The sequence below is a fragment of the Flavobacterium riviphilum genome, assembly GCF_055231795.1.
The window spans coordinates 15,555-34,784 of the sequence record NZ_JBUYSY010000014.1; the positions used below are offsets into that span (position 1 = coordinate 15,555).

Consider the following 19,230-nt stretch of genomic DNA (forward strand, 5'->3'; position numbering starts at 1 on the left):
TCATGAAAATAAATTTTAAAACCATCGTAATCCTTTTGGCATCTTTGGGTGCAATTGCTTTTATCTTAGTAAAAAACAAGCAGTCTAATGCCGAAAAAATTGCTGTTGTTTCTGAAAAAAATGCAAAGGTTGCCGTAAAAGCTACTCAAGTAAAATCGGAAGTAGTTTCCTTGAATTTTATGTCTAATGGTGTTTTTCAACCTATTCAAGAACTTACTTTTTCTGCAGAAAAATCTGGAAAAGTAATTCAAGTTTTAGCCAAAGAAGGGGATCGTGTAGTGGTAGGTCAAGTATTGGCTATCATTAGAGGTGATGTTATTGATGTAAATGCAAAAGCAGCTCAAGCCAATTATTTAAACGCCAAATCGGATTTTACTCGTTTTGAAAATGCTTATAAAACTGGAGGAGTAACACGTCAACAATTAGATCAAGCGCGTTTGGCTCTTACAAATGCCGAGGCAAATTATAAGCAAGCCTCTATTAGTGTAGGTGATACCAAAATTAAAGCGCCTATTAGTGGAATTATCAATAAGAAATACATTGAACCAGGTTCTATATTAACTTCTATGCCTGCCACTGCACTATTTGATATAGTAAATGTGAGCAAATTGAAATTAAATGTTACCGTAAGCGAAGCGCAAGTTGCTTCATTAAAAGTAGGGAACACTATTGAGGTAAAATCAAGTGTTTATCCAGATGAATCGTTTACGGGTAAAATTACTTTCATTGCCGCAAAAGCTGATACTAACTTAAACTTCCCAGTTGAAGTGGAAATTGCGAACAATACGAACAATTCTTTAAAGGCGGGTATGTACGGAAGTGCCATCTTTAAACCAGCAAATGGAAGTTCTGCGTTGACTACAGTTCCAAGAAGTGCTTTCGTTGGAAGTGTAAGCAGTAATGAAGTATTTGTGGTAGAGAATGGTATAGCCAAAATCAAAAAAGTTACAGCTGGTAGAATTTTGGGTGACAAAGTGGAAATCATTGGAGGTTTATCTATTGGCGAAATGGTGATTACAACGGGTCAAATCAACCTTCAGGACGGTGTAGCCGTTGAGATTATTAAATAATTGGGCTTCAATTCAAAACAAAATCTATGAAATTAGCAGAAATATCCATCAAGCGTCCATCGTTAGTTATTGTATTATTTACCATACTAACCTTGGCAGGGCTTTTTAGTTATAGTCAACTTGGTTACGAATTGATTCCCAAGTTTGAAACCAACGTAATTACAATCAACACGCTATATCCAGGAGCTTCACCAAGTGAGGTGGAAAATACAGTAACCAAAAAAATAGAGGATGCGATTGCGTCTTTGGAGAATATCAAGAAAATTGAATCTAAATCTTTCGAGAGTCTTTCCAGTGTATCGGTAGCTTTGACATCCAATGCTGATGCCGATATTGCTATCAATGACGCGCAAAGAAAAATCAATGCCATTTTGGGTGATCTACCCAAAGATGCTGATCCGCCATCGTTGACCAAATTTTCGTTGAGCGATTTACCAATTATGACTATTGGTGCCAATGGGAAAATGGATGAAGCATCATTTTATGACTTGATCGATAAAAAAATTGCACCAATTTTATCACGTGTACAAGGGGTAGCTCAGGTAAATATTATTGGTGGCGAGGAAAGAGAAGTACAGGTGAATCTGGATGCTGTGAAAATGCAAGGATATAATTTGTCGGTACAACAAGTACAACAAATGATATTGGCCTCCAATTTGGATTTCCCTACCGGAAATATTCAAACACGAGAGCAAAAAGTTTTGATTCGTTTGGCGGGGAAATACAAATCCGTTGACGAATTAAGAAATCTAGTTTTAACCTCAGACAACGGTATTCAAATTCGTTTGAAAGACATTGCCGATATTCAGGATACTCAGAAAATTGCTGAAAAAATTGCCCGTATTAATCAAAAAAGTGCCATTGTTCTTCAAGTGGTAAAACAATCGGATGCGAATGCGGTTGCAGTGAGTGAGTTGATCAACACGGCGGTAAAACAACTCGAAGAAGATTATAAGAATGTCAATTTAGAACTTCAAGTAGCCAAAGACAGTACTATTTTTACTCTTGAAGCCGCAGATTCTGTGGTGCATGATTTATTGATTGCGGTATTATTGGTAGCCGTGGTAATGTTGTTTTTCTTGCATAGTGTGCGAAATTCATTAATTGTAATGGTTTCCATTCCAGCGTCATTGATTGCTACATTTATTGGCATCTTCTTATTGGATTATACCCTAAACTTAATGAGTTTATTAGGTCTTTCTTTGGTGGTAGGTATTTTGGTGGACGACGCGATTGTGGTGCTCGAAAACATATATCGCCACATGGAAATGGGTAAAAATAAAGTTCGTGCTGCATACGATGGTACTGCTGAGATTGGAGCAACGGTAACCTCTATTACCCTTGTAATTGTGGTGGTGTTCTTGCCAATTGCGATGAGTACCGGATTGGTATCAAATATCATCACCCAGTTTTGTATGACGGTTGTAATTTCGACAATGTTGTCCTTATTGGCTTCCTTTACTATTATTCCATGGCTTTCTTCTCGTTTTGGGAAATTAGAACACATAGAAGGAAAGAACTTTTTTGAGAAAATCATTTTGGCTTTCGAAAGTCAATTGACTCGTTTTACCAATTGGGTAACAGAAATTTTAGAATGGTGTTTGGATCATTATGTTCGTACACTTATAGCTGTTGTGATCTTGTTTTTTGGTTCTATCGCCTTATTGCCACTAGGATTTATTGGAGGTGAGTTTTTTGCCACTTCAGATAGTGGTGAGTTTTTGGTGCAAATCGAAATGCCAAAAGACGCTTCATTGGAACAAACGAACTTCATGACGCAAAAAGCAGAACAATTCTTGAGTAAAGAGCCTTATGTGTTTAGTCAAATTACGACTATTGGACAAACCAGTGACGGATTTGGAGCCGCTCAAGCTACGGCTTACAAAGCAGAAATCAACGTGAAGATGATTGATCAAAAGGACCGTACCGATGATGCGGCTGTTTTTGCTGCCAAAATAAAACGTAAACTGGAAAAAGTGTTAGTGGGCTCAAAAGTAAAAACAGTACCAGTAGGTATTCTTGGTACGGCCGAGAATGCAACACTTGGATTAGTAGTAACAGGTCAATCCGTAGAAAGCGCCATGAAATTTGCTAAACTCGCAGAAGCTGAATTGCGTAAAATTCCTGGAACAACCGAAATCAAATTAACGGTTGAAGACGGAAACCCTGAAATTAATGTAAAAGTTGATCGAGATAAAATGGCAGCGCTTGGACTTAATTTACAAACCGTAGGTTTAACTATGCAAACTGCCTATAGTGGTAACACCGATGGAAAGTTTAGAGCCGGTGAATATGAATATGACATCAACATCAAATACAATGCATTCAATCGTAAGGATGTGGATGATGTGAGTAATTTGATTTTTATTAATCCTGCGGGTCAACAAATTAAACTTTCGCAATTTGCTACAATTACTGAAGGTTCTGGACCAAGTCAATTGGAACGTCGTGATAAAACGGCTTCGGTGACCGTTCAAGGACAAAACGTTGGAGTACCATCTGGAACAATCGTGGCACAATGGCAAAAACAATTGGATAAACTAGAAAAGCCAACGGGAGTAAATTATATCTGGGCTGGAGATCAAGAAAACCAAAGTGAAGGATTTGGTACTTTGGGAGTAGCGCTTTTAGCTGCTATCATCTTAGTATATTTGGTTATGGTAGCCTTGTATGATAGTTTTGCGCATCCATTTGTGGTGTTGTTCTCGGTTCCACTATCTTTTATTGGAGCGTTATTGGCTTTGGCTTTGACAAACAATTCGTTGAATATTTTTACCATATTAGGAATGATTATGTTGATTGGTTTGGTGTGTAAAAATGCGATTATGTTGGTGGATTACACCAATCAACGACGTAAAGCCGGAGAAACCATTCGTAGAGCCTTAGTACAGGCCAACCATGCAAGGTTGCGCCCCATTTTGATGACTACAATTGCGATGGTTTTTGGAATGCTTCCCATTGCCATTGCTTCAGGAGCTGGTGCTGAGTGGAAAAACGGTCTAGCATGGGTAATCATTGGAGGATTGCTAAGTTCGCTGTTCTTAACATTGATTATCGTGCCTGTGATTTATGAATTGCTGGAAAAAATTATTCACCGTTTTAGTAAAGAGAAAAAAACCGATTATGAAGCCTTAATGACTGCCGATTATGTGCATACAGAAGTAAGCGAGGACGGTTTTAATCCAAAGCATACATTATAATCAAATGCAAAATCCCCTAAAGATTTTTACTTTGGGGGGTAAAAAAAATTGCCATCTTTAATAAGGTGGCAATTTTTTTACTAGATATACGTTTTAGTTCTTAACTGCAATAGCTTCTTTTTTCCAATTTTTTACAGAAGCAACGGCGTTTTTGTTAAAATCAACTTCATTCAGTTGATCTGTTTTCCAAAAAAACCATTTGCCTACTTTTACGCCATCTTTGTAAAAACCAGAAGAATTTTTGGTGCCATCTTCATTGTAAGCTACCCAATAACCTTCTAGTTTTCCATTTTCAAAAAATCCCTCTTGTTGTATTTGGCCATTTTCATAGAAATAGGTGGCTTTCACTTTTTTTCCAAAAGGTTCTAATACCGGTTTTGCGTCTTGTGCATATACCATGCCAGAGAAAACCAATGCTAAGGTTGCTATAAATGTTTTCATATCGTTACTAATTAAGTTGTTACCGTTTGTTATCTCAAAATTAAGCAATTGTTTACTTTAAAAAAACATTTTGGTAACAATTTCGTAACATTGAGCGAAAACTTAACATTGGATTTTTTAAAATGCTGCTTAAATTCCTTTCAAATCAAGTGGTTATGTGGTTTGTGACACCTACAGAAGTAGAATGATGTTGTGTTGTATGGTGTACTTGGTTTTATGCTTTGGATGTTTTTCTTTTCAAACATTTTCGAATTGATAAATCAAAAGGATATGGGCAACAAATAGTAATAATTTAATTTTTGTGTTTACTTTTGCAGTCTAAAAATTGGAATATGTATAGAAGTCATAATTGTGGCATTTGAAATTAAAAGGAGGAAGCCCAGTGGGCTTCAGGTATAATAGTCTAATTAACACTTATAAAAAAAATATAATGTACAGAAGTCATTCATGCGGGGAGCTAAACGCCTCTCATATTAATCAAGAAGTAACGCTAGCGGGATGGGTACAAAAATCTCGTGATAAAGGATTCATGAATTGGGTCGACCTAAGAGACCGTTACGGAATTACACAATTGATTTTTGACGAAAGCCGTACCGATAAAGCGGTATTCGAATTGGCCAAAACCTTAGGAAGAGAATTTGTAATTCAGGTGAAAGGTACCGTAATTGAACGCGAGGCCAAAAACAACAATATTCCAACGGGAGCAATTGAAATTTTGGTTACCGAGTTAACTGTTTTAAATGCTGCACAAACGCCTCCATTTACTATAGAAGATGAAACCGATGGTGGCGAAGACATCCGAATGAAATACCGTTATTTGGATATTCGTAGAAATCCAGTGAAAAACAGCTTGCTTTTCCGTCACAAAGTGGCCATGGAAGTACGTAAATACCTTTCTGATTTAGATTTTTGCGAAGTAGAAACTCCTTATTTGATCAAGTCTACTCCAGAAGGTGCTAGAGATTTCGTAGTTCCATCTCGAATGAATGAAGGTCAATTTTATGCGTTGCCACAGTCGCCACAAACCTTCAAACAGTTATTGATGGTGGGTGGCATGGATAAATATTTTCAGATTGTAAAATGTTTCCGTGACGAAGACTTACGTGCCGACAGACAACCTGAATTTACACAAATCGATTGTGAAATGGCATTTGTAGAGCAAGAAGATATTTTAAATGTTTTTGAAGGGCTTACACGTCATTTACTAAAAGAATTAAAAGGCATCGAAGTTGACAAATTCCCAAGAATGACCTACGAACATGCGATGAAAACCTACGGAAACGACAAACCAGACATTCGTTTTGGAATGGAGTTTGGCGAATTGAATGCTTTTGCACAACACAAAGAATTTCCTGTTTTCAATTCGGCAGAATTAGTTGTAGGTATTGCTGTTCCAGGTGCAGGCAATTATACTCGTAAAGAAATTGACGCCTTAATTGACTGGGTAAAACGTCCACAAGTGGGGGCAAGCGGAATGGTGTATGTAAAATGCAATGAAGACGGCACTTACAAATCATCTGTAGATAAATTTTACGATCAAGAGGATTTAACCAATTGGGCAAAAACAACGGGTGCTAAAGCTGGTGATATGATTTTTGTATTGTCGGGTCCTGCTGACAAGACAAGAGCGCAACTTTCTGCTTTGCGTATGGAATTGGCAACACGTTTAGGCTTAAGAAAACCAGACGAATTTGCTCCTTTATGGGTAGTTGATTTCCCGCTATTGGAATTTGATGAAGAAAGCGGACGCTACCATGCCATGCATCATCCATTTACTTCGCCAAAACCGGAAGATTTACACTTGCTAGAAACCAATCCTGGAAAAGTAAGAGCCAATGCTTATGATATGGTTTTAAATGGCAATGAAATTGGTGGAGGTTCTATTCGTATTCACGATAAAGCTACGCAACAATTAATGTTTAAATACTTAGGTTTCACAGAAGAGGAAGCCAAAGCACAATTTGGATTCTTAATGGATGCTTTTCAATTTGGTGCACCTCCTCACGGTGGTTTGGCTTTTGGATTGGATCGATTGGTGGCTATTTTGGGTGGACAAGAAACCATTCGCGATTTTATTGCTTTCCCTAAGAACAATTCTGGTCGTGATGTTATGATTGATGCACCATCAGCTATTGATGAAATGCAATTGAACGAATTGCATATTCAATTAAATTCAAAATAGTTTAAAATTGAAATTATATTTTGTCGGAAATGCCAATGGAATTCTAGAATTAGCTGTAAATCAATAAATTTGAAAAAAAAATATGACACAAAATGATTTTGTATTGTATTAAAGATTACATTTGTTGCATTATAAATTATTATTATTATTACAATGCGTACAGGTACAGTTAAATTTTTCAATGAATCTAAAGGTTATGGATTCATTACTGATGAAGAAACAGGAAAAGACATTTTCGTACATGCTACAGGAATCAAAGCGGAAGAACTTCGCGAAGGAGATCGTGTGAGCTACGAAGAAGAAGAAGGAAGAAAAGGTAAAGTTGCCGCTCAAGTAGTAGTACTTTAATTTTCCACTTTTTCGAAAGAATTGAAAGTTGCGATGCCAATCGCAACTTTTTTTTTGCATTTACGATAACGATTGCTGTTAAAAAATTAAGAATTCTTATTTGTAATCATTAAAAATTAGAAAAGATTAACTAACGTTTAGAATTGAAAAACTCCTTTTGATTTGTGTTTTCAATCCTTGCGCCCTATCTTTGTGCCTTGTTGAAGCAAGAAAATTTTAATTACTATGCAAACTGAACAAATTAACTTCATTCCAATCCTAATTCAATTGCTTATTGTAGTGGCATTTGTATCCGGAATCATCTTTATTTCTGGGCAATTAGGTCCAAAAAGGCATTCTGATAATAAAGATAAAAATTTCGAGTGTGGGATTGAATCAATCGGGAATGCTCGTATTCCTTTTTCTGTAAAATACTTCTTAGTAGCTATTCTTTTTGTGTTGTTTGACGTAGAGGTAATATTTTTATATCCTTGGGCGGTGAATTTCAAAGAGTTAGGTATTGAAGGTATGGTGAAAATGATTATATTTATGCTCTTGTTATTGGTAGGTTTTTTCTATATTATCAAGAAAAAAGCATTAGAGTGGGAGTAAATAGTTAAGTCAGCAATTGAATACTAAATAAAGTCATGTCAGATTCTAATACAAAAATGGTTGCTCCGCCAGAAGGAGTAGTTGGAGAGGGGTATTTTGCTACTCGACTAAGTGATGTTGTAGGGTTAGCAAGAGCTAATTCGTTGTGGCCTTTGCCTTTTGCAACCTCTTGTTGTGGTATCGAGTTTATGGCTACGATGGCCTCGCACTACGATTTGGCTCGTTTCGGTTCAGAGCGTGTGAGTTTTTCGCCTCGACAAGCCGATATGCTAATGGTTATGGGAACTATTTCTAAAAAAATGGGACCTATTTTGCGTCAAGTGTATGAACAAATGTCTGAGCCTCGTTGGGTTATAGCTGTAGGTGCTTGTGCTTCATCAGGTGGGATTTTTGATACTTATTCTGTTTTGCAAGGTATTGATAAGGTAATTCCTGTAGATGTTTATGTTCCTGGATGTCCGCCGAGACCAGAACAAATTGTTGAAGGGGTGATGAAGTTGCAAGAATTGGTGAAAAACGAATCCGTTAGAAGACGAAGCTCCCCAGAATATCAAGAATTATTAGCTTCTTATAATATTAAGTAACAGATGGCTTTAGAGACAACAGAAATTCAAGAGAAATTAGTTGCCACTTTCGGTAACGACGTTTTTCAATTCAATCAAGATAGAGATATTTTTTCATTCGAAGTTTCGGCAGATAAAATCACTGCTGTTATTTTGTTTTTGAAAAACGATCCTCAGTTGCGTTTTCATTTTTTGACTGATTTGTGTGGAGTACATTATCCAGATAATGAAGTAGAAAGACAATTTGCTGTAGTGTATCACATGCACAATTGGTATGAAAACAAACGCATCCGCATCAAAACTTTTTTAAATGGTGCACAACCCGAAGTGAAATCAGTAGCTAATATTTTTCTTTGCGCCAATTGGATGGAAAGAGAAACCTATGATTTCTTCGGGATTAATTTTATAGGACATCCCCAATTGAAACGTATTTTAAATATGGATGAAATGGAATCTTTTCCTATGCGAAAAGAATTTCCTATGGAAGATAGCGGTAGAACCGATAAAGATGACCGATTCTTTGGAAGAACCCAATCGAATTGCTAAAAAAAAGTATAATTTTTCACATTCAATAAATGTCAGAACTATTATTGCCACCAGAGCATCGTTATGCTAAAATCATTAAAGAGCGTCATAACGAAGACGGAAGTGAACTTTCGATCCTAAATTTAGGACCTACACACCCTGCCACACACGGTATTTTTCAAAATATCTTGTTGATGGATGGTGAAAAAATATTGGATGCCGAACCCACCTTAGGTTATATTCACAGAGCATTCGAAAAAATTGCCGAAAATCGTCCTTTTTATCAAATTACGCCGCTAACCGATAGAATGAATTATTGTTCTTCGCCCATCAATAACATGGGATGGTGGATGACGTTAGAAAAACTTTTAGGTGTTGAAGTTCCCAAAAGAGTTCAATATTTAAGAGTTATTGTAATGGAATTGGCACGTATTGCCGATCACTTGATTTGTAACTCTATTTTAGGTGTTGATACTGGAGCCTACACTGGGTTCTTATATGTTTTCCAATTCCGTGAAAAAATCTACGAAATCTACGAAGAAATCTGTGGAGCACGTCTAACTACCAATATGGGTCGTATTGGTGGTTTTGAAAGAGATTGGTCTCCTGAAGCTTTCCGTAAATTAGAAGTTTTCTTAGAAGAGTTTCCGGTAGCTTGGAAAGAATTCGAAAACTTATTCGAAAGAAACAGAATCTTTATTGATAGAACAGTAAATGTTGGACCAATCTCTGCTGAACAAGCATTGGCTTATGGTTTTACAGGTCCAAACTTGCGTGCTGCAGGTGTAGATTACGATGTTCGTGTAGCACAACCCTATTCTTCATACGAAGATTTTGATTTCATTGTACCTGTTGGTAAATCAGGAGATACTTATGATCGTTTCTGTGTACGTAATGCAGAAGTTTGGGAAAGTTTGAGTATCATTCGTCAAGCCTTGGATAAAATGCCAGAAGGCAATGTTTACCATGCCGAAGTGCCGGAATATTACTTGCCTCCTAAAGAAGATGTTTATACTACCATGGAATCTTTAATTTATCACTTCAAAATTGTGATGGGTGAAGTGCCTGTACCAGTAGGAGAGGTGTATCATCCGGTAGAAGGAGCCAACGGCGAATTAGGATTCTATTTAATATCAGACGGCAGTAGAACACCTTATCGTTTGCATTTTAGACGTCCTTGTTTTATCTATTATCAAGCATTTCCAGAAATGATCAAAGGTGGAATGCTATCAGATGCCATAGTTACTTTGTCTAGTTTGAATGTGATAGCAGGTGAATTAGATGCTTAATGAAATTGTAAATGTTGAATTTTAAATTATAAATAGCAACCATCATTTAAAATTTATTATTCAAAATTTAAAAATATTAAAATGGAAAGAACACACTATAAACAAGAAATAAATATGACTGAAGCATTGATGGCTCGCATCAATGAATTGATCAGTCATTATCCTGAGGACAAAAGAAAATCAGCTTTATTGCCCGTACTACATGAGGTTCAGGATGCACATGACAATTGGTTAAGTATCGAGTTACAAAACAAAGTAGCGGAGATTCTACAAATTAAACCTATTGAAGTGTACGAAGTAGTGACTTTTTATACCATGTTCAACCAAAGACCTGTTGGGAAATACATGTTCGAGTTTTGTCAAACTTCGCCTTGTTGTTTAAATGGTGTAGAAAATTTGATGGATTATACTTGTGAGAAGTTAGGTGTGAAGGTTGGAGAACCTACTCCAGATGGGCTTTTCGAAGTTAGAGGAGTTGAGTGTTTAGGTGCATGTGGGTATGCTCCAATGATGCAGTTGGGTGATTTTTATAAAGAACACCTAAACGAAGAAAAAATAGATCAAATCATCGCGGATTGTAGAGATAATAAAATTACGTTACACGATAAATAATATGTCACAAAAAATATTATTAGACAAAATCAATGTCCCTGGAATTAAAACCTACGAAGTGTATCGTGCCAATGGTGGATATGCCTCTGTAGAAAAAGCTCTTAAAACACTCACTCCAGATGAAGTGGTAGAAGAAGTGAAAACTTCTGGATTAAGAGGTAGAGGTGGAGCAGGATTCCCCGCTGGAATGAAGTGGAGTTTTATTGATAAAAAATCAGGAAAACCTCGTCATTTAGTTTGCAATGCCGATGAATCGGAACCAGGTACTTTCAAGGATCGTTACTTGATGGAGTACATTCCTCACTTATTGATTGAAGGGATGATTACTTCGAGTTATGCTCTGGGTGCCAATCGTTCGTATATCTACATTCGTGGAGAATACATGTGGGTATTCAAAATTTTAGAAAGAGCCATAGCCGAGGCCAAAGCTGCTGGATGGTTAGGTAAAAATATATTAGGAACAGGTTACGATTTAGAGTTACACGTTCACTGTGGTGGTGGTGCTTATATTTGTGGAGAAGAAACTGCACTTATTGAATCTTTAGAAGGAAAACGTGGAAATCCTCGTATTAAACCACCTTTCCCTGCGGTTTCTGGTCTTTGGGCTAATCCTACCGTAGTGAATAACGTGGAGACAATTGCTTCTGTGCCATGGATTGTGAACAATTCTGGAGCAGATTACGCCAAAATTGGAATTGGCCGTTCTACTGGAACTAAATTGATTTCAGCCTCAGGACATATCAAAAATCCTGGTGTGTATGAAATTGAATTGGGATTGAGTGTATACGAATTCATGAATTCCGATGAGTATTTGGGAGGTATGAGTTCTGATCGTCCATTAAAAGCTTTTGTGCCAGGAGGAAGTTCGGTGCCAATTTTACCTGCCAATTTAATCTATAAAACTGCTGCTGGTGAAGATCGTTTGATGACTTACGAATCACTTAGTGATGGAGGATTTGCTACAGGATCTATGTTAGGATCAGGTGGATTTATTGTTTACAACGATACCAGTTGTATTGTAAGAAACACTTGGAATTTCTCTCGTTTCTATCACCATGAAAGTTGTGGTCAATGTACACCCTGTCGTGAAGGTACAGGATGGTTAGAAAAAGTATTGCACCGTATCGAAAACGGACACGGACGCGAAGAAGATATTGAATTGTTGTTAAGCATACAAAGTAAAATTGAAGGGAATACTATTTGTCCTTTAGGAGACGCTGCTGCTTGGCCAGTAGCTGCTGCTATTCGTCATTTTAGAGAGGAATTTGAGTATCATATTCGTTTCCCTGAGAAAATCAAAAATAGAGATCATTTTGTAGCAGAGCCTTTTGAAAAAGTAAAGCATTTAATGACAAAACAAACCATTTAAAAGCTTTTTAATGTTGCGTCAAACATTTTGAGAAGCTTAAAAATTATTGTAAAACCTATGTGCCCCAAGTAGGAATAGATTGGGGAAGTATTATGAAAGTAACAATAGACGGTCAGTCAGTAGAAGTAGAGCCAGGAACCACGATCCTTCAAGCCGCTCGTATGATAGGTGGAGATGTTGTGCCACCAGCGATGTGTTATTATTCAAAATTGAAAGGAACTGGAGGAAAATGTCGTTGTTGTTTAGTAGAAGTTTCCAAAGGAAGTGATGCCGACCCAAGACCTATGCCAAAATTAATGGCTTCTTGTGTAACGGGTTGTATGGATGGAATGGAAGTGAATAGCAAAAATTCTGAACGTGTAACCGAAGCTAGAAAAGCAGTAACCGAATTTTTATTAATCAATCACCCGTTAGATTGTCCAGTATGTGATCAAGCCGGAGAGTGTGATTTGCAAAATTTGAGTTTTGAACACGGTAAATCGCAAACACGTTTCATCGAAGAAAAAAGAACTTTTGCACCAGAAGATATTGGCCCTTACATTCAATTGCACATGAATCGTTGTATTTTATGTCAACGTTGTGTGCAAGTGGCAGAACAATTGACTGATAATCGTGTACATGGGGTGTTAGATCGTGGTGATCATGCCAATATCTCCACTTGTATTTCAAAAGCAATTGATAATGAATTTTCTGGAAACATGATCGATGTGTGTCCAGTAGGAGCGTTAACTGATAAAACGTTCCGATTCAAATCGAGAGTTTGGTTTAACAAACCTTATAATGCACACCGTGATTGTCCTACTTGTTCTGGTAAAACTACCGTATGGATGTTTGGTGGCGAAATTCAACGTGTAACTGGTAGAAAAGACGAGTATCATGAAGTAGAAGAATTTATCTGTAATACTTGTCGTTTTGATAAGAAAGATGTTAATGACTGGGTGATTGAAGGACCAAGAGAATTTGAAAAAGATTCGGTAATCAATCAAAACAATTACCAAAAAGTTGAAAAAGTAATCATCAATACTGAAGAAAATATTTTGTTAGGTCGTCCTGTGGATCGTAAAAAAATCAGTATGGCAGAGATAGATTATAATGAAAAAATTGATGGTAATTTAATAGATTCTAAACAAAATGGATAGTACTTTTATTATAGAAAAAAGTGTAGTTATTGTTGTGGTTTTTGCCATTACAATGCTCGTAGCAATGTATTCAACTTGGGCAGAGCGTAAAGTAGCTGCTTTTCTTCAAGACCGTGTGGGACCAAACCGTGCTGGATGGGGTGGTTTGTTTCAGCCATTAGCCGACGGATTAAAATTATTTGCTAAAGAAGAGTTTGAACCCAATACGCCTAACCGTTTTTTATTTTTTGTTGGACCTGGAATTGCTATGGGTACAGCCTTAATGACTAGTGCGGTTATTCCATGGGGCGATCGTTTGCATCTATTTGGTAGAGATATTATTTTACAAGCTACAGATATCAACATTGGATTGTTGTACTTTTTTGGAGTAGTTTCTATTGGAGTGTATGGTATCATGATTGGTGGTTGGGCATCCAATAATAAATTCTCATTAATGGGAGCAGTTCGTGCCGCTTCTCAAATGGTTTCTTATGAAGTAGCTATGGGATTGTCAATGATTGCTTTGTTGATGATGACTGGCACTTTGAGTTTGAAAGAAATATCTGCACAACAAGCAGGAATGAATTGGAATGTGTTTTACCAACCCTTATCCTTTTTAATTTTCTTAATCTGTGCTTTTGCTGAGAGTAACCGTACACCTTTTGATTTACCTGAATGTGAAAGTGAATTGATTGGTGGATATCATACAGAATATTCATCGATGAAAATGGGATTCTATTTATTCGCTGAATATGCCAACATGTTTATTTCATCTACTATTTTAGCTACTTTGTTCTTTGGAGGGTATAATTATCCAGGAATGGCTTATGTGGTTGAAAATTGGGGAGTAAATATTGGTAATCTTATCGGGGTGGCTGTGTTGTTCACCAAGATATTTGGTTTCATCTTCTTCTACATGTGGGTAAGATGGACAATTCCAAGATTCCGATACGATCAATTGATGCACCTTGGATGGAGAATTTTGATTCCTTTGTCGATTATTAATATCATCATTACAGGAATTGTAATATTAAGAGCAGATCTTGCTGCTTTTTTAGGATTGTAATAGAATAGTAGTAGCCCTAGCCCTGATAGCAGCGGCATCCTTTTGTTTTTTTCTTTATAAAAACAAAAGATACAGCGGATAGCAGGATTAGCTTCAAATAAAAATAAAAAAATGTCTATAGAAACTATATCATTATCGGGTAGAAAGAAAATGGTCTCTAACAAGGAGATGACCTTTTTTGAACGCTTGTATTTAGTTGCCATTGTAAAAGGCTTAGCCATTACGATAAAACACTTTTTCAGAAAGAAAGCAACCATTCATTATCCAGAACAAACGCGTCCGATGAGCCCGGTGTACCGTGGTCGTCATATGTTAAAACGCGATGAGCAAGGAAGAGAAAACTGTACCGCTTGTGGTTTATGTGCTCTATCTTGTCCTGCGGAAGCCATTACGATGAAAGCGGCAGAACGCAAGCCTGATGAAATGCATTTGTATCGCGAAGAGAAATATGCTGAAATTTATGAAATCAACATGTTGCGTTGTATTTTTTGTGGATTGTGTGAAGAGGCCTGTCCAAAAGACGCCATTTATTTGACACTTTCTAAAGAGTTAGTACCTGCCAATTACGACAGAGAAGATTTCATTTTTGGAAAAGATAAATTAGTAATGCCTTTAGAAATGGCGATTAAAAATACTCAACTTAAAAACGCTAACTAATGTCTACAGTTCTTATAGTTTTTTGCGTGTTAGGTTTTATCACTTTAGCGAGTGCCTTTCTAACCGTTTTTAGCCGCAACCCGATCCATAGTGCCATCTATCTCGTGATAAGTTTCTTTTCTATTGCAGGACACTATTTATTATTAAATTCTCAGTTTTTGGCCATTGTTCATATCATTGTTTATTCAGGAGCCATCATGATTTTGTTCTTGTTTACGATCATGTTAATGAATTTGAATAAAGAAGATGAAGTACATAAGCCAAGAATTACTCGATTAGGTGCTATTGTATCTTTTTGCTTAGTATGCTTGATTTTGATTGCTATTTTCACCAATTCGAAACCAATTGTTGATGGGTATACGGCAACAGGTGAAGATTATCAATCTATAAATGTTTTGGGAAGAGTACTTCTCAACGAATATATGGTTCCGTTTGAATTTGCTTCAATTTTGTTATTGACGGCTATGATTGGAACAGTATTATTGTCTAAAAAAGAAAAAATAGGAAAGTAAGATGAATAATATTTTAAACCAAATTGGTATAGAGAACTACATCTTCCTGAGTGTCATACTTTTTTGTATCGGTATTTTTGGAGTATTGTATAGACGTAATGCCATCATTGTTTTCATGTCGATCGAAATTATGTTGAATGCAGTTAATTTACTATTTGTTGCTTTCTCTACTTATCATCAAGATGCTCAAGGGCAAGTTTTTGTTTTCTTCTCTATGGCTGTAGCTGCTGCCGAAGTAGCAGTAGGGCTCGCTATCTTGGTTTCAATTTTTAGAAATTTAGGAGCAATTAGTATTGATAATTTAAAAAACTTAAGAGGATAGATGGAAATGAATACCAACATAGCTTTAGTGTTAGTTTTAGCTCCTTTAGTAGGGTTTTTAATTAATGTGTTTTTTGGAAAACAATTAGGTAAGTCTGTTTCCGGGGCTCTAGGGACAGTATCAGTTTTGAGTTCTTTTTTAGCTACTTGTTTTTTCTTTAGTACTGTTTCTAATGGCGAAAAAGCCATATCAGTTTTTCTATTTGATTGGATACAAATTGGTACTTTCAAGATTGATTTAGGATTTTTAATTGATCAATTATCCGTGTTATGGTTGCTATTTGTAACAGGGATTGGTACTTTGATTCATTTGTATTCTATTAGTTATATGCATGACGATGAAAATATGCACAAGTTTTTTGCCTATTTGAATTTGTTCGTGTTTTTCATGATTACTTTAGTAATGGGAAGCAACTTATTAGTGCTTTTCATCGGATGGGAAGGAGTAGGACTTTGTTCGTATTTACTTATCGGATTTTGGTATAAAAACCAAGAGTACAATGATGCCGCTAAGAAAGCTTTCATCATGAATAGAGTGGGAGATTTAGGATTGTTAATTGGGATCTTTATCATTGGAAGTCAGTTTAACACTTTGGATTATACTACTTTGCAAACTGCTATAGCTTCGGCTTCAAATGTTAATGGATATGCATTATCGGCAGCTGCTTTAGCTTTGTTTATTGGAGCTTGTGGTAAATCGGCTCAAATTCCTTTATATACATGGCTTCCTGACGCGATGGCTGGTCCAACGCCTGTGTCTGCTTTGATTCACGCTGCTACCATGGTAACTGCAGGTATCTTTATGGTTACTCGATTGAATTTTGTATTCGATTTAGCGCCCAATGTACAAATGATTATTGCTGTTGTTGGAGCCATCACTTCTTTGGTAGCTGCTACTATTGGATTAGCTCAAAATGATATCAAAAAAGTATTGGCTTATTCTACCGTTTCTCAATTGGGATTAATGTTTTTAGCATTAGGATTGGGAGCCTATGAAGTAGCCGTGTTTCACGTAATCACACATGCTTTCTTCAAAGCTTGTTTGTTCTTAGGATCGGGATCTGTTATTCATGCGTTGCACGGTGAGCAAGATATGAGAAATATGGGTGGTTTGCGCAAAGTAATGCCAATAACCCACTTAACGATGTTGATTTCTTCGTTAGCTATATCTGGAGTACCATTGTTTTCTGGATTCTTTTCAAAGGATGAAATTCTATTGACCGCTTTCCACCATAGTATTCCTTTATGGGTAATTGGTTCGGTGGCTTCTATTATGACAGCTTTTTATATGTTCCGTTTGATGTTTTTAACTTTCTACAATGACTTCAGAGGAACAGATGAGCAAAAACACCATTTACATGAAAGTCCTGCTTTGATAACCATTCCATTAATCATTTTAGCAATATTGGCTACTTTTGGAGGATTGATTAGTTTGCCTGGTCATAGTTGGTTAAATCATTATTTACTGCCGATTCTTCCAAAATTAGCAACTGCTGCACATCATTTAGGAACAACCGAGTATACGTTAATGGGTGTTGCTGTTTTAGGAGGTTTGGTTGGAATTTTCATTGCCTATGTTCAGTACATGAAAAACAAAGTGGTTCCTCGTGTGGATTCTGAAATTACAGGTTTAACCAAAATTGTGTACAACAAATACTATGTTGATGAATTGTACGATACTTTGTTTGTAAAAACTACTAATTCTTTATCACGTTTCTTTAGAGATTACATTGAAACCGGTATTGCTTTTATAGTTTTTGGTTTTGGAAAAGTAACCAACGAAATAGGTTTTTATGGTCGTAAAATACAAAATGGTAGTGTTGGATTATACCTTTTTGCTTTTGTTTTGGGATTATGTGCCATTATTTCCTTTTTATTTTTAGCTCAATAATACATTACTACTATGAACGTATCTCTTATATTACTTTTACTTTTAATCGGAGCATTTGTCACTTTTATTGTGGGTGATAAATTGGCCTCTAAAGTGGCTTTGTTGTTTGGATTAGCTACCTTTTGTGCCTCTGTTTTACTTTTAAATCAATTTAACGCTGGTGAGAATTGTAGCTTGTTGGTTGACTGGATTTCTGCTCCGAAAGTAGTTTTTGCTCTGAAAGTTGATGGCTTATCTATGGCGATGTTGTTACTTACAACCGCTTTAACGCCTATTATTATTTATTCTTCATTTGGAAATGATTATAAAAATGCCAAAACATTTTATGCTTTAGTTTTATTCATGGCTTTTGCTATGGTAGGAACTTTTGTGGCTGCTGATGGTCTTTTATACTATATTTTCTGGGAATTAGCTTTGTTACCTATTTACTTTATTGCTTTGGTATGGGGTAATGGCGACGCTGAGGAACGCAAAAAAGCGGTAGTTAAGTTTTTCATTTATACACTTGCAGGTTCTTTATTTATGTTAGTGGCCTTTGTATATATGTACCAAAAAGCGGGTAGCTTTTTATTAGAAGACTTATATGCTTTACCTTTAACAGTTGCAGAACAAAAATGGATATTCTTAGCTTTTTTTGGGGCCTATGCTATCAAAATTCCATTAATTCCTTTTCACACTTGGCAAGCGAATGTTTATCAAAAAGCGCCGACAGTGGGTACCATGTTGTTGTCTGGTATCATGCTTAAAATGGGATTGTACAGTGTTTTACGTTGGCAGTTACCACTTTCGAGTGCAGCCGCCAAAGATTACTTGCCTATTTTTGTTGGATTTGGAATCGCTGGTGTAATTTACGGTTCTATAGTAGCGTTGCGTCAGAGAGACCTTAAGAAGCTATTGGCTTATTCTTCGCTAGCACACGTTGGTTTAATTGCAGCAGGTGCTTATACTTTAACTATTGATGGATTTAGAGGTGCTGTATTGCAAATGATAGCTCATGGATTTGTGGTAGTTGGATTATTCTTAGCAGCCGAAGTAATTCATAGACGTTATGACACAAGACTTATTTCCGAAATGGGAGGTATTCGTGCCTTGGCGCCTCAATTTACTTCATTGTTTTTAATCTTAGTTTTGGCTTCTGTAGCTTTGCCTACCACATTTAATTTTGTTGGAGAGTTTACAGTGCTTTATAGTTTGTCACAAATTAATATTTGGTTTGCAATACTTGGTGGTACAACCATAATTCTTGGTGCCTATTATATGCTAAAAATGTTTCAGTATGTGATGTTGGGTGAAACCAATACTAAAGGTTTTTCTGCTTTAAGTGCTAGTGAAACGATTTCCTTTGTAGTTATTATTGCGGTATTGTTTTTCTTTGGATTGTATCCAAAACCAATCAACGACTTAATAACGCCTAGTTTGGAACTGATTTTAAATCAAATAAATAAAATACAATAATTTAGGAGTCATTGACAAAT

General features: G+C 36.4%; 18 protein-coding genes. 17 read left to right on the top strand and 1 reads right to left on the bottom strand.

The genetic code is table 11. From position 1 onward, the window contains the following. Positions 1-2: 2 nt before the first annotated feature. A complete protein-coding gene (locus tag ACZIX2_RS11715) occupies positions 3-1,070 on the top strand; it encodes an efflux RND transporter periplasmic adaptor subunit (RefSeq protein WP_463340276.1) in 1,068 nt (355 codons plus the stop codon). Positions 1,071-1,096: 26 nt separating this feature from the next. Then, on the top strand, positions 1,097-4,270 hold the full coding sequence (locus ACZIX2_RS11720) for an efflux RND transporter permease subunit (protein WP_463340277.1): 3,174 nt from the start codon (positions 1,097-1,099) through the stop codon (positions 4,268-4,270). Positions 4,271-4,363: 93 nt separating this feature from the next. Here the strand turns inward: ACZIX2_RS11720 and ACZIX2_RS11725 are convergent, their stop codons facing one another. After that, positions 4,364-4,711 (bottom strand): toxin-antitoxin system YwqK family antitoxin, encoded by a 348-nt coding sequence (locus ACZIX2_RS11725; protein WP_463340278.1) that lies wholly within the window; start codon positions 4,709-4,711, stop codon positions 4,364-4,366. 430 nt (positions 4,712-5,141) lie between these two features. Here ACZIX2_RS11725 and aspS point away from each other — a divergent pair, with 430 nt between their 5' ends. The 15 genes from aspS to ACZIX2_RS11800 all read left to right on the top strand — a co-directional run bounded on the left by aspS (position 5,142) and on the right by ACZIX2_RS11800 (position 19,210). Further along, positions 5,142-6,893 carry an aspartate--tRNA ligase gene (aspS, locus tag ACZIX2_RS11730; protein WP_463340279.1) on the top strand — a complete coding sequence of 584 codons (1,752 nt, stop codon included), beginning with the start codon at positions 5,142-5,144 and terminating at the stop codon, positions 6,891-6,893. A 153-nt stretch (positions 6,894-7,046) separates the two neighbouring features. Next, complete coding sequence (locus ACZIX2_RS11735; RefSeq protein WP_463340280.1) at positions 7,047-7,241, top strand: cold-shock protein; 195 nt, start codon at positions 7,047-7,049, stop codon at positions 7,239-7,241. Positions 7,242-7,466: 225 nt separating this feature from the next. Then, positions 7,467-7,832, top strand: a complete 366-nt coding sequence (locus tag ACZIX2_RS11740; RefSeq protein ID WP_463340281.1) for an NADH-quinone oxidoreductase subunit A — start codon at positions 7,467-7,469, stop codon at positions 7,830-7,832. A 35-nt stretch (positions 7,833-7,867) separates the two neighbouring features. Then, positions 7,868-8,416: an NADH-quinone oxidoreductase subunit B gene (locus tag ACZIX2_RS11745; RefSeq protein ID WP_463340282.1), complete on the top strand. Its 549-nt coding sequence runs from the start codon at positions 7,868-7,870 to the stop codon at positions 8,414-8,416. Between the two features lie 3 nt (positions 8,417-8,419). Further along, the gene (locus tag ACZIX2_RS11750; RefSeq protein WP_463340283.1) at positions 8,420-8,941 is read left to right on the top strand and encodes an NADH-quinone oxidoreductase subunit C; all 522 of its coding nucleotides are present in this window, start codon (positions 8,420-8,422) and stop codon (positions 8,939-8,941) included. Positions 8,942-8,970: 29 nt separating this feature from the next. Continuing rightward, positions 8,971-10,209 (top strand): NADH-quinone oxidoreductase subunit D, encoded by a 1,239-nt coding sequence (locus ACZIX2_RS11755; protein ID WP_463340284.1) that lies wholly within the window; start codon positions 8,971-8,973, stop codon positions 10,207-10,209. Between the two features lie 81 nt (positions 10,210-10,290). Then, positions 10,291-10,821: a complex I 24 kDa subunit family protein gene (locus tag ACZIX2_RS11760; protein WP_463340285.1), complete on the top strand. Its 531-nt coding sequence runs from the start codon at positions 10,291-10,293 to the stop codon at positions 10,819-10,821. 1 nt (position 10,822) lies between these two features. Beyond that, positions 10,823-12,190, top strand: a complete 1,368-nt coding sequence (gene nuoF, locus ACZIX2_RS11765; RefSeq protein ID WP_463340286.1) for an NADH-quinone oxidoreductase subunit NuoF — start codon at positions 10,823-10,825, stop codon at positions 12,188-12,190. A gap of 92 nt (positions 12,191-12,282) precedes the next feature. Further along, positions 12,283-13,329, top strand: a complete 1,047-nt coding sequence (locus tag ACZIX2_RS11770; protein ID WP_463340287.1) for an NADH-quinone oxidoreductase subunit G — start codon at positions 12,283-12,285, stop codon at positions 13,327-13,329. After that, on the top strand, positions 13,322-14,374 hold the full coding sequence (gene nuoH / locus ACZIX2_RS11775) for an NADH-quinone oxidoreductase subunit NuoH (protein ID WP_463340288.1): 1,053 nt from the start codon (positions 13,322-13,324) through the stop codon (positions 14,372-14,374). The genes ACZIX2_RS11770 and nuoH overlap by 8 nt, the downstream gene beginning before the upstream one ends. Before the next feature lie 111 nt (positions 14,375-14,485). Beyond that, the gene (locus ACZIX2_RS11780) at positions 14,486-15,031 is read left to right on the top strand and encodes a NuoI/complex I 23 kDa subunit family protein (RefSeq protein WP_463340289.1); all 546 of its coding nucleotides are present in this window, start codon (positions 14,486-14,488) and stop codon (positions 15,029-15,031) included. Further along, entirely contained in the window at positions 15,031-15,543 is a 513-nt protein-coding gene (locus ACZIX2_RS11785) for an NADH-quinone oxidoreductase subunit J family protein (RefSeq protein ID WP_463340290.1), read from the top strand. Before ACZIX2_RS11780 ends, ACZIX2_RS11785 begins: the two co-directional genes overlap by 1 nt. A gap of 1 nt (position 15,544) precedes the next feature. After that, positions 15,545-15,865, top strand: coding sequence for an NADH-quinone oxidoreductase subunit NuoK (nuoK, locus tag ACZIX2_RS11790; RefSeq protein WP_463340291.1), 321 nt, complete (start codon positions 15,545-15,547; stop codon positions 15,863-15,865). Positions 15,866-15,871: 6 nt separating this feature from the next. Then, positions 15,872-17,755: an NADH-quinone oxidoreductase subunit L gene (gene nuoL, locus ACZIX2_RS11795; RefSeq protein ID WP_463340292.1), complete on the top strand. Its 1,884-nt coding sequence runs from the start codon at positions 15,872-15,874 to the stop codon at positions 17,753-17,755. 12 nt (positions 17,756-17,767) lie between these two features. After that, a complete protein-coding gene (locus tag ACZIX2_RS11800; RefSeq protein ID WP_463340293.1) occupies positions 17,768-19,210 on the top strand; it encodes a complex I subunit 4 family protein in 1,443 nt (480 codons plus the stop codon). Positions 19,211-19,230: the final 20 nt, after the last annotated feature.